The sequence below is a fragment of the Cupriavidus laharis genome, assembly GCF_914271435.1.
Taxonomy (GTDB): domain Bacteria; phylum Pseudomonadota; class Gammaproteobacteria; order Burkholderiales; family Burkholderiaceae; genus Cupriavidus; species Cupriavidus laharis.
This window is the reverse complement of record NZ_CAJZAI010000021.1, coordinates 56644-72716: the sequence shown is the minus strand read 5'-3', so window position 1 is coordinate 72716 and position 16073 is coordinate 56644. Positions and strand designations below refer to the sequence as shown.

The window sequence follows — 16073 nt, the reverse complement described above, 5'->3', positions numbered from 1 at the left end:
CTGCCAATCTCGAGTGTCATTGCAATCAGGGCAGGCGAAAGTTAACACCGTAGCCTCTTGTTTACAACCACCAGATCTCCACCTCGTCGTCACTTTGTGGGTAATCCTGAGGGCTTAGCCAGCGAGTCCACTGAATCACTGAAATCGATCGGCGCCTGTCATGTCATGTGGGCCCATCGCGTCATTGCAAATGCTCGCAATCGCCGTGCTATGGCTGCGCCTTGCGCGGCATCCAGCATGACATGTCCTTCCCCTCTCATTTCAATGATTCAGCGGACCGAGCCATTCGGTTCGGTTGCGCGAGCGTCCACGTGTGCGAAAACCATCAACGCCTTTCATTCCGCCCATTTGTGGGGCGATCAAGTGAAATCCATTTCCAATAAACGGACAGATGAAGCTCCGGTGAGATTGAAAAAAGAATAATCGCTGATGTCACGGTCCTTGATAACACAGACTTCCGTTAATCCTCCATCGACGAGCGCTACTCATGAGAAGTATCAACATTGCTGTCCTTGTTGGAAGCCTGCGCAAAGAATCACTCAACAATAAGCTCGCACGTGCCATTGCAGTGCTTGCTCCTGCCGATTTTGCCTTCCAGCATGTGCGGATCGATGATCTCCCCCCATACAACCAGGAGGACGATGCAAAGCCCGCCGAATCGGTCGCCCGCATGCGTGAGCAGATCGCTGCAGCCGACGGTTTGATGTTCGTGACGCCCGAGTACAACCGCTCGATCCCGGGCGTGTTGAAGAATGCCATCGATCATGGGTCGCGACCATTCGGCAAAAGCGTGTGGACAGGCAAGCCGGGGGGCGTGATCGGAATCTCGCCCAGCCCGCTTGGCACCGCGATCGCCCAGCAGCACCTGCGTAGCATCCTCAGCTACCTGGACGTTCGCACCATAGGGCAGCCAGAGGTCTATCTGAAGAGCGAGGATGGTCTCTTCGACGAAGCCGGGGAAATACAAAACCACGCGACCCGCCAGTTCCTCGAGTCATGGATGTCCCGCTACATTGGCTGGATACGGCAGCATGCTGCCCATCAATGACCGGTGGTTCGCAACCATGCGAATGCGGAAGGTTTAGGCAATTTGGTGATGTTTGTTTTGAACTGATGAAAGAGGTGAAACCATGCTATGCAAGAAGTTGAGCCACGGGGCCTACCGATGCAAGAGCGCCAAGGAAACCACGGAGTTCTACACCCAGGTTCTGGGCTTGAAACTGAGCCATGTAATGGGTGCGGACCGCGTGCCTTCCACCCAGGAGTTCGATCCGCACATCCACATCTTCTTTGAAATGGAAGATGGGAGTTGCATTGCCTTTTTCGAGGCCCCACTCTCGCCGGGCGGCATCAGAGACACGGGGATGCGGGACTGGATCCAGCACTTCGCGTTTGAGGTTGCCGACGTCGAAACAGTCATGGCGGCGAAGGCGCGCCTGGAGTCGCTTGGCCTTGACGTGATTGGGCCGACAGATCACGAAGGCTTTTTCCTGTCGATATATTTCCACGATCCAAGCGGCCACAGGCTTGAGTTGGTTGCCCACACTGCCACTCAGGAGATGAAGGAAATCGCTCATAGAGAAGCACCTACCCTGCTCGAGCGCTGGAGCCAACACGGAAGCTGGGCGGGCAATCCGCCGAACAGCCATTGATGGCGGGGCAGGCAGGCTCCGCAGGTTAGGGGTAGCGCCGCCCCACAACTCAACCGTCACTTACCGATTAACTTGAAAGAGTATCCATGAAACTTGCCTCACTTCGTGATCGTGGCCCGGACGGCCGACTCATCGTGGTGGATCGCACGGCCGTCCGCGGCCTCGAGGTTCCTCACATCGCCCCCACACTGCAGGCCGCGCTGGACTCATGGGCCGAAGTGGCTCCGCGCCTGGAGGAAATCTATGCCGAGCTCAATAACGGCGCTGGCTTCACTATTGATCCTTCGAAGTTCATTGCGCCGTTGCCCAGGGCCTACCAGTTTCTCGACGGCAGTGCTTACTCGGAGCACATGAGTGTCATCCGGCAGGCCCGCGGTGCCCAGCTTCCTGACGGATACGCCGATATCCCGGTGATCTATCAAGGCACGGGCGCACCCATGATGGGTCCTCGGGACCCTATCGTCATGCCGAATCCCGACGACCTGGATCTGGACTTCGAAGCCGAGCTGGTCGTCATTACCGATGCGGTGCCGTTGGGCGTATCGGCGCAACAGGCCGAGCACCACATCCGTCTCGTCGGTCTTCTGAACGACGTCTCCATCCGAGCTTTCGTTCCGACCGAGGTCGCCCGCGGCATGGGGCTGATCCACAGCAAGCCCCTCAACGCCATGGCGCCCATCCTGGTCACACCCGACGAACTTGGGACCGCATGGACGAATGCCAAGGCCAGCGGCCGCTACAAGTGCGAGGTCAACGGCGTGCGCGTCGGTGAACTCGACCCGGGCGCAGACCTGATGTTCAGCTATGCCGAGTTGCTGGCCTATGCCGCACGCACCCGACCGCTGGCGGCGGGCACCGTTGTCGGTGCGGGGGCAATCGCCAATAGGGACCGGGCCAACGGCTGCGGGTGTCTTGCCGAACTGCGGGCACGGCAACGGCTGGACGGAGCTTCCGAGTTGTCTCCGTATCTGCGCGAAGGCGATCGTGTGACGCTGGAGATGTTTGACGCGTCGGGAAAGAGCGTCTTCGGCGCCATCGAGCAGACGGTGGTGACACAGGCCGCCTTCCGTTGATCCGTGATCTTGTCCTCGATCGATTCTGTGCCGTCCGGAAGCAACGCGGGCACCGCGCTGCCGGCCCATGTGATTTCGCTGGCGCAGCGGATTGGCCGGGCACGATACGCACGTAACGGGACAGACGCTGCGTGACTGGACGCGCGCCATCGACTGCTGTCGGTGGCGCGACCGAGACGACGGACCCGCTAACCCGGCAGGCTGGCCGGACACAGTACGGCCTGCATAAGCGGCAGACCGTAAAGCCGGTGTTCGTCATCAGGCCCGGTTTGCGAAAAACTGCTTCGAAAACGCAGCGAACTCTCAGCTGGCAATACGTATCGCAGGTGTGGCCTTCGCAGTTGTCATGCAAATGTGGCGAACGACATACAGAATTCCTGTTCGATTTTCCCGTGAGTAGTTCAAAAGTAGAGATTGAAATCCAGTTTTAAATATCGGGTTGAAAAGGCTGCCCACCTTTCAAATATATAAATAATTGGAGACTACAAAACATGAAGAGATCGATTTTTGCTTCGGCTGTGCTTGGACTATTCACATGCGCGGCGCAGGCTCAGTCGAATGTTACGTTATACGGTGTGTTGGATACAAACCTTGAGTATGTTTCCAACATGTCTTCGACAGTTCCATCGGCAACCAATGGCTTTCGCCCTGGCGAGGCGAACAATGTATTCCGCATGACTCCGGGCGGCTTGTCGGGTTCTCGATGGGGCCTGCGTGGCATCGAGGACCTGGGCGGAGGCTTGAAAGCCATGTTCGCACTCGAAAACGGATTCTCGTCCGACGACGGGCGCATACAACAAGGTGGACGCCTGTTCGGTCGTCAGGCTTTTGTCGGACTTGAACTCGCCCGGGCCGGTCGCGTCACATTCGGCCGCCAATACACGTCGATGTTCGAAGCGCTAGCCAACTTCTCGCCGAATGCATTCGGGAACCAGTACGAGCCGATTATTGCCCTGGCTGGAGCCAACTTTCGATCCGACAACCTGGCCAAGTACACCAATAAGTACGGCCCTGTCAGCATGACCGCCCATTGGTCGTTTGGTAACGGCGTCGCCGGTGGTGGCGAAGTTCCGGGTGAGTTCCGCCGTGACACTGGCTATGGTGCCGGTGTGGGCTACGCCGCCGGTCCGTTCGCTACGGCGATCGGTTATGACCAGTACAACCCGACGTTGAGCACGGGCGGCACTGGCACCTTCAAGAAAGCAGCCATGGCAGCCAGCTACGCTACCGGCCCCGTCAAGGTGATGGCGGGATTTCGCTGGGGGCGCAATATAGCGGCGAATGACAACACGATCCTCCGAGACAACCTTTACTGGATCGGCACCAACTATCAGGCTACCTCTGCCTTAAGCCTGACACTGGCTTACTACTACGATGATGTCAAAAATCTAAATCTTGCTGCGAACGGCGCTACCAATAATATCGCTAACCCGTGGCAGGTACTGTTCGTCGCCGACTACAATCTGTCCAAGCGAACGGACATCTATCTGAGTACCGCCTATGCAAAAAATGCGGGTCTGAACTTCGATACCTCGGCGATCAGTTTTGCCAACGGCTACTTCCCGGGGGCGGGGGAGTCCAGCATGGTTGGGGTGGCCCTGGGGGTTCGCCACAAATTCTAGCTACCAAGGGAGGCCCCGGCTTTGCCGGGGCAGCTGTTGAAATTGTTGTAAAAGGGGGGCGGGAATTGGAAACTGCGCGTCAGGACCCGCCTCCGTACCGACCGATACCTCATGAGAAACGACACTGAGGGCGGCTGGGTTCAGGGGGCCACCGTCACCGCATGGATCTGGAAGCCGAGCGCGGCGGCGCGGCGTTTGAGGGCGGCGATGCTACGCTCGCGCTGTTGCTCTTCGTAGCGCTGCTGGCCCTGGTCGACGAAGGCCTCGCCGCGCGTGAGCATGAAGTACACCATGCGCGCCAGCTTATGGGCGACGGCGGTATTCGCGCGCGGCTTGTCCATGCGGGCACATAGCCGCCGATAGAACGCGCCGAGCGCCGAGTCGTTGCGCGACAGGCTCATGGCCGCGAGCTTGAGCGCCTGGCGCACCCGGTTGGTGGAGCGGCGCGTGCGCGCGCTGAGCACCTTGCCGCCGCTGATCTTGGTGCCGGGGCACAGGCCCAGCCACGAACAGAAGTGCTTGACATTGGCGAAGCGGCTGAGGTCCGTGCCGATCTCCGAGAGGATCTTCAGCACCGCAGTCGCGCCCAGTCCATTGATGCGCGTGAGGTCCACGCCCGCCCAGTTGGCCATGACCTGGCGGACATCATATTTGGCACGCAGCTTGCTGCCGGCTCGGGGGGCTTTGCCCAAGTCGATCTGGCACTGGCCCAACTTGCCCAGTAGGGCCTGCAGCTTCGCCTCGCACTCGGCCAGATGCCGCGCAATATGGTCGTACATGGCCAGCGCCTGGGCGAGTACAAACAGATGCTCTTCTCGCCAGTTACCCGTCAGCGCCCGGGCGACTTCCTCGGCGCTGGCCTTGACGCGGCTGTGACGGTGGCGCGCCAGCACCTTCGGGTCACGCTCGCCGGCCACGATGGCGCAGATGATGGCCTGCCCGGTCATGCCCATCACGTCGCTGAGCACCTCGGTGAGCTGGATGTTCATCTGCACCAGTGCCTTTTGCATGCGCTGCACCCAACTGGCCTGCTCGGTAAGCAGCACTTCGCGCTGGCGGGCCACTGCGCGCACCACACACACCTCGCCGTCGGGGCGCCAGGCCGCGCGCAGCAACCCCAGGCTCATCAGCCTTTGCAGCCATTGGCAGTCCTGCACGTCGCTCTTGCGTCCGGGCACGTACTTCATCTGCCGCGCATCGACCAGCCAGACCTTCAGCCCGCGCTGCTCCAGCACTTCATACACCGGGATCCAGTACACCCCGGTGGATTCCAGCGCCACCGCGTCGACGCCACATGCAATCAGCCAGTCGGCCATGGCGTTGAGGTCGTCAGTCATCGCGCCGAACTCGCGCACCGGGTCCTCAGTCGCATGGCGGGGCACGGCGACCTAGTGGCTCGATGCGCCGACATCGATCCCCGCCGCGTTGGGAAATACCTCGTCTTCTCGCTTGCGCATGGCCATGGCTTGCTCCAAGATCATCAGTGAACGGCAGCGCCATGGGAAGCGTCGATTTCGACTCGATCTCTCAAACGGGATGCGCATCGCTGCGCTCACCACTGTCGCCGACGATTCCCGGACCATGCTCAATAACGGGCTCACCCAGCAGCGAGGCCAATCGCCGCGAGCTCGCACCAATGACTTGTCGGTCATCTCGGCGCTGCCGTTCCCCTTTATAGTCGTTTCTTCGCGAACGCCGGGCGCAGGCATGGGCTTGGGAAGCTCAATACTCGCGCAGGACCCGACTACTGACGCCTCCACTGCTGATGTGCGGCATATCCGCCGCCGGGCGCCTGCTTCCCTTCCTCTACAATCATCCCTCCTCCCGCAACTAGAGTGGCCCTACCCGGCAATGAAGATCCTCGAATACAACGGCCTCGATATCTCCCGCGTCAAGGGCGCTTACTACAAGGTTGTCGAGGCGATCGGCAGGGATGATTTCCGGGCGGCGCAGGTAAAGAAGCTGGCGAGCCTGACACACGGCAAGTTCTACCGCGCCCGCCTGGATGACGCCAACCGCCTGCTGTTTTCACTCCTGCGGCACGAGGGAGAGGTCAGCGCATTGATGCTGGAGGTGATCGAGAACCACGACTACCGCAGCAGCCGTTTCCTGCGCGGCGCGGATATCGATGAAGAAAAGATTGCCGAGGTCGAGGCGGCCGAAGCGGTGCGGGAGGCGGAGCCGGTACGTTATCTTCATCCGGAGCGAACCGATGTTCATGTGCTGGATAAGCCGATCTCCTTTGACGATGCACAGGAGGCGGTTTATCGTGAGCCGGCGCCGCTGGTGCTGGTCGGGTCCGCCGGTAGCGGCAAGACGGCGCTGACGCTGGAGAAGCTCAAGCATGCGGAAGGCGAGGTGCTGTATGTCACGCATTCCGCCTACCTGGCACGCAATGCGCGCGATCTCTACTATGCCAACGGTTTCGAGCATCCGGCGCAGGAGGCGGAGTTTCTGTCCTACCGCGAGTTTGTCGAATCGATCCGCATGCCCCAGGGCCGCGAGGCCGGATGGCGGGACTTTGCGCAGTGGTTTGAACGCCAGCGCCAGCAGTTTCGCGATATCGATGGCCACCAGGCCTTTGAGGAAATTCGTGGCGTCATCACGGCATCGGCGCACGGTGTGCTGGATCGCGCTGGCTATCAGGCCCTGGGCGTGCGCCAGTCCATCTTTGGCGCGGACATGCGCGCCCGCGTTTATGACCTGTTCGAGCGGTATCGGGCGTGGCTGGCTGACAGTGGTCTCTATGACCTCAATCTTGTCGCTCTCGAGTGGTCGCCGCTTGCGGCCGCTCGCTATGATTTCGTGGTGATCGATGAGGTCCAGGACCTGACCATGGCACAGCTGGCGCTGGTGCTCAAGACGCTCAGGAAGCCCGGCCAGTTCCTGCTTTGCGGCGACTCCAACCAGATCGTCCACCCCAACTTCTTCAACTGGAGCCAGGTCAAGAGCCTGTTCTGGCAAGACGCGCAACTCGCCGAGCAACAGGCATTGCGTGTCCTGACGGCGAACTTCCGCAACGGTACCGAGGCGACGCGCGTGGCCAACACGCTGCTCAAGGTCAAGCATCGCCGCTTTGGCTCGATTGACCGCGAGAGCAATTTCCTGGTCGATGCCGTTGGCGGAGACGCCGGCCAGGTGACGCTGTTGCAGGACCAGGACAACATCAAGCGCGAACTGGACCAGAGTATCCGCCGGACGACGCAGTGCGCGGTGCTGGTGCTGCGCGATGAAGACAAAGCGGAGGCAAGAAAGCACTTTTCCACGCCGCTGCTGTTTTCCATTCACGAAGCCAAAGGGCTTGAGTACGAGAACATCGTGCTCTATCGCTTCGTGTCGGATCAACGCGCAGCGTTCGGCGAGATTGCCGACGGCGTGGGCAAGCAAGACCTGGCTGACGACACGCTGACCTACCGGCGTGCCAGGGACAAGCACGACAAATCGCTGGAGGTCTACAAGTTCTTCGTCAATGCACTCTACGTGGCACTCACGCGCGCCACCCGGAATCTCTACCTGATCGAATCCGACCTCGGTCATCCATTGCTCGCGCTGCTTGAATTGGGGCAAGGCGGGCAAGCCAGGGTCGAGGCGCGCCAGGCTACGCTGGAGGACTGGCAGAAAGAGGCGAGGAAGCTTGAACTGCAGGGCAAGCAGGAACAGGCCGACGCCATCCGCAGCAGCATCCTGAAGGAGACGCCGCCGCCGTGGCCGGTGTTCGACCAGACGAAGCTCGAGGAACTGCTGCACAAGGTGTTCCGCGAACAAGTACCGGGGAACAAGCCCAAGCAGCAGCTCTACGAAGTCGCCGCCGCACACGATGAGCCGTTGCTGGCGACGATGCTCGCGCATGACGCCGGCTTTGTCGCGGCCCGAGACTTCTCCGGTGAACGCGGCGGCCTGGCCCGCAAGAGCTTTGCGGCGTACTTTGCCGGCAACTTCAAGGACATACTGCGGCAGTGCGAGCGCCACGGCGTCGAGCACCGGCTGCCGATGAACCAGACCCCGCTGATGGCGGCCGCTGCGGCCGGCAATGTGGCGCTGGTCGAGGCGCTGCTGGAGCGCGGTGCGGATCGCGAGAATGTCGACCACTACGGCCGCAACGCCTTGCACTGGGCGATGCAGGAGGCATTCCGGTCGCCCCGGTTCGCCTGCGGGCCGTTCGGGGCACTCTATGAATTGTTGGCGCCGGCCACGATCGATGTGAATAACGGAACCCGGCTGGTGCGCATCGACCGGCATATGTCGGAGTACGTCCTGTTCCAGACCATGTGGGCACTGTTCAAGTCCCGCTTTACTCACGCTCACCGCCGGCCTTACGCAGCCTTTGAAACGCGGGCCATCCTGGAGGCATGGGAACATCTGCCAGCCAATGTGCTGCGACCGGAGCGCAAGCGCAGGCAGCACCTCTCCGGCGTGCTGGCAAGAAACGAAGTGGAGCGAGACTACACGTACAACCGCATGCTCTTCAGGCGCTTTGAGCAAGGGTGGTACCAGTTCAATCCGGCGTTGTCGGTGCGACGGCGGGTGCAAGGCGAGGAAATCTGGGTGCCGGTCTACGCGGCACTCAACCTGCCGTTGATCAACGAGCTATCTTGGGCTGCCGTCTGGCCACGGATCGATACGTATCTGGCACTGGCCGGCTTGCCGGAACGCGCGATGCCGATTGCAGTGCAGCGCGCCATGGCGCGCGAGCGACTGTGAAACGTTGCCTGTGTGTGGCGCCGATGTCGAGGATCTTGGTCATGGCGCGGGGATATCGCCCATGACCCGCAGGTTCACGACATCCAGGGCCTCCAGACCCAGATTGCGCAGGTTGTCATGGACCCCTTGCCGGATGTCCTCCGGCTCAAGCGCCGGCAGCCACGAGGCGTCTTCGCCGCGGCGGGCGCCCACCTTGATGACGATCATCAGGTTGTCCGGGTGAGGATGCGGCGCGGATCAGCGGCGTCTCGGCGTCGAGCCTCAGCATCGACGTGCGCCGCCTGGAGGCAAAGCTGGGCCTGCGCCAGCTCAACCGCACCACGCGCAGCGTCGCCCTCGGCACGGCAGGCCGGAACATCCGCGCGATCTGCTCTCGCACGTCTGCTTGCGCGGGCAGTTCGCCAGAGGGGCCGTGCCACCGTAGGTGTCCGAGCGGGATGGTGAGGCGTTGCGGCTGGATCCGCCGAATCGGCTGCTGATCCGGCCTGCTGCGTCTATCGATCTGGCGATCAGTACGGCGTTGGCTGGGGGCGGGGTGATCCACATCTTCGAGGGGAAGCTTCGACCGTATCTCGACAGTGGGGCGCTGGAGCCGGTTCTGGAGCCTTGGTGGCAGAGGTTTTCTGGGCCGTTTCTTTACTATCCGGGGCGGCGGCATTTGCCAGCGCCGTTGCGGGCGTTTGTGGATTTCTTGAAAGTGAAGAGCGAGGATTAGATCCCCCGCCTCAACAGACGCCACTCGGAAACTTCAACGCTCACTTTCGGAATCCTTCTATTGAGGGGGCTTCATGCAAGGGATACACATACCGATTCCCCATTGACCCGCAGCATGACGCTGCCACGATGATGAATCGCAACCACCGCAGGACGTTCCTCGCCCTTTCCGCTGTCGCATTGCTGAGCACGAGCGGCTGTGCCACACAGGCGTTGATGAAGGAGGCGAACAAGCAGGAGTATCGCGAATACCAGGAGACCATCAGCCAGGTTCTTCTCACGGCGGACGGCAAGAAGTTGGTAATCCTTGGCCCGACGTACCACTACATCTTCGACACGCCGGACGGATTTGCCGCACTGCTTGATTCACCGCTTCACCCCAGGCTGGCCGCTACGTTCAGTCTCTTTCGCGTCAACGTGGACGCCGACGTAGAGGGTCGGTTTGGGTTAGTCCTCAATAATCCGAGCGATGACGAACGGCAGGCCGCAAGCGATCTTGGCTTCAAGGGCCCGCAAACCGGTGTCAAGCGGTACTTCGATCTGCGCGGCAAGCGCTATGCCGCGGGCAACTTCAGCATGCCGGCCAGTGCAAAGACTCTGAATCAGTCCTACAGGATCGACGTCAGGGAGGCCTTGCCAAAAGGTGGCAGACAAGCCCTGGTGTTAATGACTCCGGTCACGATGGCCGTTGACGGAGTACTAGTCATCCTCAGCATCCCCTTGATGCCCATAGTGTTTACGATGATCGCCACCAAAGCCTGGTACTGACCTCTGGAGCCCCAGCCAACGCGCCGCGGTGGTATCTTCGCGCCTGGCTGGGAGGTCTTGCAGGAAAGGAGGATGCTGGCGATCAGGCTGCTTCATCATCGGGAAAACTGATTTGTTCACAAGCGGTCCCGTCTGATGTCTCAGTACTCCCTCAGTATCCAACTACTGATCGACGCAAAATACTCACGCAACCACGCATTGAAACGAAGGTACAAAGGGGTCGCAGCGCCCACGCCGAATACCTCGGCGAAGCCCGCCTTCCGCGCAATGCCCACGGCACGTCGCACGTGGAAATCGCTTGTGACCACCACGATCGATCGCGCGGCATCAACGTCCTGCTCCTCCAGCAAGCGCCGGCTGAACAAGAGGTTCTCTTCGGTGCTGGTGCTGCGTCCCTCCCGAACCAATCTGTTAGCTGGCACGCCGCGCGCAACAAGGTAGTCGGCCATGATGTCTGCTTCAGTGCAATGCTGACCGAAGTCCTGTCCACCGCTGACCACGACCTTTGCCGCCGGCCATCGTTGGGCCTGCGCCAGCCCCTGGTCCAGTCGTGCCATCAACGCTGACGACGCTTGACAGTTAGGCGTGCCAGACCCAAGAACAATGATGGCCTTGATCGGGACTCCCTCAGGCACGGAGACGCCCATGCCGCTTCGGATGCCGTGGAAGAACACACCCACAGTCACCAGCCACACCGCAAACGCCGTCCACGTCGCACGCCATAGCAACTGTCTGCGTTGATCGGCCTTGCGCCAGCGTGCGACACGATCCCAACACAGCGCGAGGAACAGGAACGCAATGCCGATGCTGCCGGGCAGCACGATGCCGAAATTGAACAACCCCATGGACATCAGCGCGACGGCGTCGCCAAGCAGCACGGCGCCGACCAGCGCCAGGGCAAGGCGTATCCAGTGTCTGCCGGGTTTCATTGATGGCTTCGTGGTTGTCGTCTGGTCAATTGCCATAGTGCATCGGTGTCGCTGCTGAACTTCATGCTTGTCCCTGTTTGACGGGCTTTCCGCAGCGAGTGGCGAGGAGAAGCGAAGGCGATACTATAGCTATGGGCCGATGATGCCGACCGGCTTGAGGTCGTAAGCCACATATCGCAAACTCCAGCCTTCTTTATTCAGCGCGCTGGTGCGATGAGCTGCCTGGCGCGAAACGGAGTACACCCATGCGTCTCGCCAGCCTGATCGCCGCGCTCATGATGTCAGCCCCTGCGTTGGCTCAGGAGCTGGTCATCCCACCTGTCGATTACCCTGTCCTGCCGGCGACGGCAAAATCGGCCGAAGGCTTCGTACCCAAAGGCTGGCGCCTCGAAAGCCGAAGCGACGGCGACCTCAACAACGACGGTCGCTCCGATCTCGTGCTGGTTCTGCGCCAGCAGCGTGCCAGCAATATCGTCCGTCACGACGGGATGGGACAGAACCCACTCGATACCAATCCGCGCATCCTGGCCGTGGCATGGTCGCGCGCTGACGGCGGCTACGCGCTCGCGGTGCAGAACCATGCGTTGATCCCCGCCACGAGCAGCCGACGCTCGACGACATGCTCGAAGAAACCGGAGGCGTGTCCATTGCGCGCGGCACGCTGCGCGTTGTGCTGCATTTCTTCGCCAGTGCTGGCAGTTGGTCAATGGGCACCACGACGTACAGCTTCCGCTGGCAGAACGGCGCCTTCGAGCTGATCGGCTATGACAGCAATTCGGTAATGCGCAATTCCGGCGTCACGGAGGACGTGAGCATCAATTTCTCCACTGGCAACGTGAAGCGCACTACTGGCAACATCGAGAATGATGCCGAGAAGGTGACCTGGCAGAAGCTTCCGTCATCGCGCCGCTGGACAATCGACAGCGTTGGCGACGGGGCGGAGTTTGATCCGTTGCATGGGCACGCGCACTGAGCTTGTCCGGGGGCGGGGTGCCTCATCCGAATGAACGTCCGACCAAGCGCTGCGGCGTCTGCGGGTGAGGGCGCTCCGTTGCAGTGAGGTGGCGCATTCGCTTCTTCGGACCCATGATATTCGGAGAACTATGGTGGTTGTAGCTTGTCTGAGCTACAGTGTGGCTACAGAATCCGGGCAATTGTTCTGATCTGCAAGCCGAAGTCACTAAGTCAAAGAGTGACGTAATGGATACTTTAGTTTGGAGCCTGTCATGCCTACGTCTTCTATTGTCCGGGCCCGGATCGATCCTGAGATCAAGGAAGAGGCCTCTGTCGTCTTGGAAGCGATGGGCCTGACGGTGTCCGATGCGATGCGCATGTTGTTGACCCGCGTAGCACGGGAGAAGGCTCTGCCCTTTGAACTGATGACTCCCAACCCTACAACCATTGCGGCGCTGAAGGAGGCTCGGGCCGGAGGTCTTCGCAAGTTTGGGTCGGTGGATGACCTGATGGCTGATCTCAATAATGAGGGTGATTGAACGAACCACGCAGTTCAAGCGCGATTTCAAGCGCGAGCAAAAGGGCCCGCATCGGAATACTCTCGCTGCGGCTTTCGTCGAGGTGGTAACGGCTCTGGCGAATGATGAACCGCTGTCCGCCAGGCATAAGGACCATCGCCTTACCGGCGAATGGAAGGATTTCCGGGATTGTCACGTGAAGCCAGACCTGGTGCTGATCTACCGGGTGCCTGACGACGAGACGCTGCAGCTCGTCCGGCTGGGCTCGCATAGCGAGTTGGGTCTTTAGGAATCAATGCCTGCCTCTGAGCCGCCTGCGGGCGGCTTTGTCGTATCCGTTGTGAAGGTCATTCGGGCCAAATGCCGGGCGTTTGAATACGCGATCGACTGGTGCGCAACCTTATCGCGCTTTGTCCTGTGAACCGCTACCCGACAAGGCTGCGCAGCCCCCGTTGCCTCACGCCAAACGTCCCCCTCCATCCGTTTCCGAAGCCAACTCCCGCCAGTGCGCCCGCGTGAAGTCATACAGCGCCTGCAGCGCAGGCGACATGGATCGCGCCGCCATGCGCGCCAGCGCGTAGCGCCCGCGCCGGGTAGGGTCCGGCGGCATCGGCACTTCCACCATGCGTCCGCTGGCGCGCTCCTCGCGCGTGACGGACAGCACGCCGAACAGCAGCGCATCGGTGTGCAGCGCCACGTTGCGCAGCACGTCGAGATTGTCGCAATGCAGGGAGAAGAGCTTGTCTGCGGCATCGGGCCCGTACACCTCTTCCAGCCGCCGCGTCACCGCCGTGCTTAATGTGGTGGTGGCCACCGGATACGCGCGGATGGTGTCGATGTCGATACGCCGCTCGGACAGGATCGGGTGGCCGGCGCGGCAGACCAGGCCGGCGGGCAGCTCGCCCAGCGGCTCCATGTCGATGTCTTCGGCGTGCTGGAGGATGTAGGCGTCGCCCACGATCACGTCGATGGCCTCGCTGCGCAGATGGTCCAGCAGCGCGCGGGTCGCGCCGGTTTCGGTGCGGACCTTGATGCGTGGCCGCGTGCTGGCCATGTGGATCAGGAAGGGCGTCAGCAGCAAGGCCGCCGGCGCCGGGGCTACGCCGATGGTCAGGCTGCCTTCCTCGCCCCCGCGCAGCAGGTCCAGGTCTCGCTTGAGCTGCGCTTCTTCCAGCCGCATGCGGCGTGCCCGTTCGACCACCAGCTGGCCGAATACGGTCAGGTGGGCACGCCGTGCCCCGCGGTCGAAGAGTGGCGCCCTGAGCTCATCTTCGAGCGAGCGGATGCTGCGGCTCAATGCCGGCTGTGTCAGATGTACCGCACGCGCCGCTTCGGAAAACGTACCGTGCTCGACGACCGCCAGCAGGTGGAGCAGTTTCTGCGTATCCATGCGAAACACTCATGGTTGAGGTTAGATATTTGCATTTGAATCATACCTTGAGCCTCCCTATCATGGCCTGAAACAGCGGCGGCACCGATGCCTGACCGCGCCAGAAGACCATAAGACAGACGGAGACAACGCATGCTCAAGCTATTGATCGGAATTGGCATCCCGTATTTCGGGGTGATCGGGCTGCTGCCCTGGGTGGCCTCGGTGGAGCGGTTCGTGCTGGGCGTGCCGTTCATCTACGCCTGGATCTTTGCCTGGTTCGTGCTGACCTCGGCATGCATGTTCGTCTGCTGGCGCCTGTTCGACCGTGACGCGGTCGAGCCGGACTCGCAGGACGCCTGAGCCGGGAGACAGCACATGACAACCGCGGTCTTTCTCGGCTTTATCGTTTTCTCGCTCTATCTCGCCATCCGCTCCGGGAAGGGGCACGGCGCGCAGAGCATGCATGACTTCTTCGTCGCCTCGCGCCAGTTCGGCGCCTTCCTGGTGTTCTTCCTGGCAGCCGGCGAGATCTACAGCATCGGCACCATGGTGGGCTTTCCGGGCGGCATCTATGCCAAGGGGCCGACCTATGGCGTCTGGTTTCTCGGCTACATCCTGCTGGCCTATCCGCTGGGCTATTTCCTCGGCCCGCGGATCTGGAAGGCCGGCAGCCGCTACAACGCCATCACGCTGCCCGACCTGTTCAAGGGCCACTATGGCAGCCGCGCGCTCGAGCTGATCGTGGCAGGCTCCTCGATCCTGTTCCTGCTGCCCTGGGGCCAGCTCCAGTTCACCGGGCTGGTGGCGGCGCTCAAGGGACTGGGCTGGGATTTCCAGCCGGTCTACCTGATCCTGATCTCGGCGGTGCTGGCGTTTACGTATATCGCCATCTCGGGGGTGCGTGCGTCTGCCTATATCGCCATCCTCAAGGACATCCTGATGGTGGTGGCCATCGTCATGACCGGCGTCGCCGTGGGATGGAAGGCGGGCGTGGGCGATGTGTTCCATATGGCGAGCCTGCAGGTCAGCAATCACATGGATGACACCCAGCTCAGGTTCTCGATGAGCACGATGCTGTTCCAGGCGCTGGGCTTCTACGTCATGCCATTCGCGGTGCAGAATTTCTTTACCGCGAAGAGTGCGAACACCATCCGCCGCACGCAGGTGGCCATGCCCCTGTACATGCTGATGTACCCGTTTCTGGTGCTGGCTTCGTATTACGCGATCAGCCAGAACCTGCAGCTGGCCTCGCCCAACGAGGCGTTCTTCGCCGCGGCGGTGCGCCTGCTGCCGGGCTGGCTGCTGGGGCTGGTGGCCGCAGGCGCGGCGTTGTCGGGGCTGCTGGTGCTGGCGGGCATCTGCCTGGCGATCGGGCCGATTGTTGCGCGCAACCTGCTGCCGGGGCTGCCCGAGCATCGCCAGAAGTCCGGCGCCAAGGTGGTGATCGTGGTCTACCTGCTGCTGTCGATCGTCATGACGCTGCTCACGCCAAACCTGATGCTGACGCTCATCAACACCACGTACTACGGCGTGACGCAGTTCTTCCCCGGCGTGATGGTGATCCTGTTCTCGCTGAAGGTGCGGCCGCTGGCGATTGCGCTTGGCATCCTGTGCGGCCAGGTGCTGGCGATGGCGCTGTATATCAGCCATGCGGATTTTGGCGGCATCAACCTTGGCCTGATCAGTCTGGCCGTCAACGTGGCGGTGGCCGCGGCAGTGCACTACGCCCCGCGCATGATGCGCATGCAGGCCGCGTAGTGGTTCATCGTT

Annotated in this window: 14 protein-coding genes and 3 pseudogenes; 13 read left to right on the top strand and 4 right to left on the bottom strand. The window is 61.3% G+C overall.

The features are described 5' to 3' along the window. Positions 1–487: 487 nt before the first annotated feature. The 4 genes from LDO29_RS25585 (at position 488) to LDO29_RS25570 (ending at position 4347) form a co-directional block, all read left to right on the top strand. On the top strand, positions 488–1048 hold the full coding sequence (locus tag LDO29_RS25585; protein ID WP_224082542.1) for an NADPH-dependent FMN reductase: 561 nt from the start codon (positions 488–490) through the stop codon (positions 1046–1048). Positions 1049–1130: 82 nt separating this feature from the next. Then, positions 1131–1652, top strand: coding sequence for a VOC family protein (locus tag LDO29_RS25580; RefSeq protein WP_224082541.1), 522 nt, complete (start codon positions 1131–1133; stop codon positions 1650–1652). Positions 1653–1738: 86 nt separating this feature from the next. After that, entirely contained in the window at positions 1739–2725 is a 987-nt protein-coding gene (locus LDO29_RS25575; RefSeq protein WP_224082540.1) for a fumarylacetoacetate hydrolase family protein, read from the top strand. Positions 2726–3216: 491 nt separating this feature from the next. Beyond that, entirely contained in the window at positions 3217–4347 is a 1131-nt protein-coding gene (locus LDO29_RS25570; protein ID WP_224082539.1) for a porin, read from the top strand. A 140-nt stretch (positions 4348–4487) separates the two neighbouring features. Here LDO29_RS25570 and LDO29_RS25565 read toward each other — a convergent pair. Continuing rightward, positions 4488–5810, bottom strand: a pseudogene (locus tag LDO29_RS25565) (IS110 family transposase). A 388-nt stretch (positions 5811–6198) separates the two neighbouring features. Between LDO29_RS25565 and LDO29_RS25560 the strand changes: the two are divergent. Continuing rightward, positions 6199–9048, top strand: a complete 2850-nt coding sequence (locus LDO29_RS25560) for an ankyrin repeat domain-containing protein (protein ID WP_224082538.1) — start codon at positions 6199–6201, stop codon at positions 9046–9048. Positions 9049–9090: 42 nt separating this feature from the next. On the opposite strand, the pseudogene LDO29_RS25555 reads toward LDO29_RS25560, so the two are convergent. Next, a pseudogene (locus LDO29_RS25555) lies at positions 9091–9282 on the bottom strand (oxidoreductase); the annotation flags it as partial. 106 nt (positions 9283–9388) lie between these two features. Between LDO29_RS25555 and LDO29_RS25550 the strand changes: the two are divergent. After that, a pseudogene (locus tag LDO29_RS25550) lies at positions 9389–9763 on the top strand (LysR family transcriptional regulator); the annotation flags it as partial. Between the two features lie 128 nt (positions 9764–9891). Next, on the top strand, positions 9892–10530 hold the full coding sequence (locus tag LDO29_RS25545; RefSeq protein WP_224082537.1) for a hypothetical protein: 639 nt from the start codon (positions 9892–9894) through the stop codon (positions 10528–10530). A 140-nt stretch (positions 10531–10670) separates the two neighbouring features. On the opposite strand, the gene LDO29_RS25540 is transcribed toward LDO29_RS25545, so the two are convergent. Next, positions 10671–11495, bottom strand: a complete 825-nt coding sequence (locus LDO29_RS25540; protein ID WP_224082536.1) for a YdcF family protein — start codon at positions 11493–11495, stop codon at positions 10671–10673. 209 nt (positions 11496–11704) lie between these two features. On the opposite strand from LDO29_RS25540, the gene LDO29_RS25535 reads away from it, so the two are divergent. The 4 genes from LDO29_RS25535 (at position 11705) to LDO29_RS25520 (ending at position 13220) form a co-directional block, all read left to right on the top strand. Beyond that, positions 11705–12217 (top strand): hypothetical protein, encoded by a 513-nt coding sequence (locus LDO29_RS25535; RefSeq protein WP_224082535.1) that lies wholly within the window; start codon positions 11705–11707, stop codon positions 12215–12217. Beyond that, positions 12166–12432 (top strand): hypothetical protein, encoded by a 267-nt coding sequence (locus tag LDO29_RS25530; protein ID WP_224082534.1) that lies wholly within the window; start codon positions 12166–12168, stop codon positions 12430–12432. The genes LDO29_RS25535 and LDO29_RS25530 overlap by 52 nt, the downstream gene beginning before the upstream one ends. 253 nt (positions 12433–12685) lie before the next feature. Continuing rightward, positions 12686–12952, top strand: coding sequence for a type II toxin-antitoxin system RelB/DinJ family antitoxin (locus LDO29_RS25525; RefSeq protein ID WP_224082533.1), 267 nt, complete (start codon positions 12686–12688; stop codon positions 12950–12952). Next, positions 12939–13220: a type II toxin-antitoxin system RelE/ParE family toxin gene (locus LDO29_RS25520; RefSeq protein ID WP_224082532.1), complete on the top strand. Its 282-nt coding sequence runs from the start codon at positions 12939–12941 to the stop codon at positions 13218–13220. Before LDO29_RS25525 ends, LDO29_RS25520 begins: the two co-directional genes overlap by 14 nt. Before the next feature lie 168 nt (positions 13221–13388). On the opposite strand, the gene LDO29_RS25515 is transcribed toward LDO29_RS25520, so the two are convergent. Next, complete coding sequence (locus LDO29_RS25515; RefSeq protein ID WP_224082531.1) at positions 13389–14321, bottom strand: LysR family transcriptional regulator; 933 nt, start codon at positions 14319–14321, stop codon at positions 13389–13391. 132 nt (positions 14322–14453) lie between these two features. Here LDO29_RS25515 and LDO29_RS25510 point away from each other — a divergent pair, with 132 nt between their 5' ends. Together LDO29_RS25510 and LDO29_RS25505 are read left to right on the top strand one after the other, a co-directional pair. Beyond that, positions 14454–14663: a DUF3311 domain-containing protein gene (locus LDO29_RS25510; RefSeq protein ID WP_224082530.1), complete on the top strand. Its 210-nt coding sequence runs from the start codon at positions 14454–14456 to the stop codon at positions 14661–14663. 15 nt (positions 14664–14678) lie between these two features. Continuing rightward, the gene (locus tag LDO29_RS25505; RefSeq protein WP_224082529.1) at positions 14679–16061 is read left to right on the top strand and encodes a sodium:solute symporter family protein; all 1383 of its coding nucleotides are present in this window, start codon (positions 14679–14681) and stop codon (positions 16059–16061) included. The last annotated feature ends 12 nt before the right edge of the window (positions 16062–16073 follow it).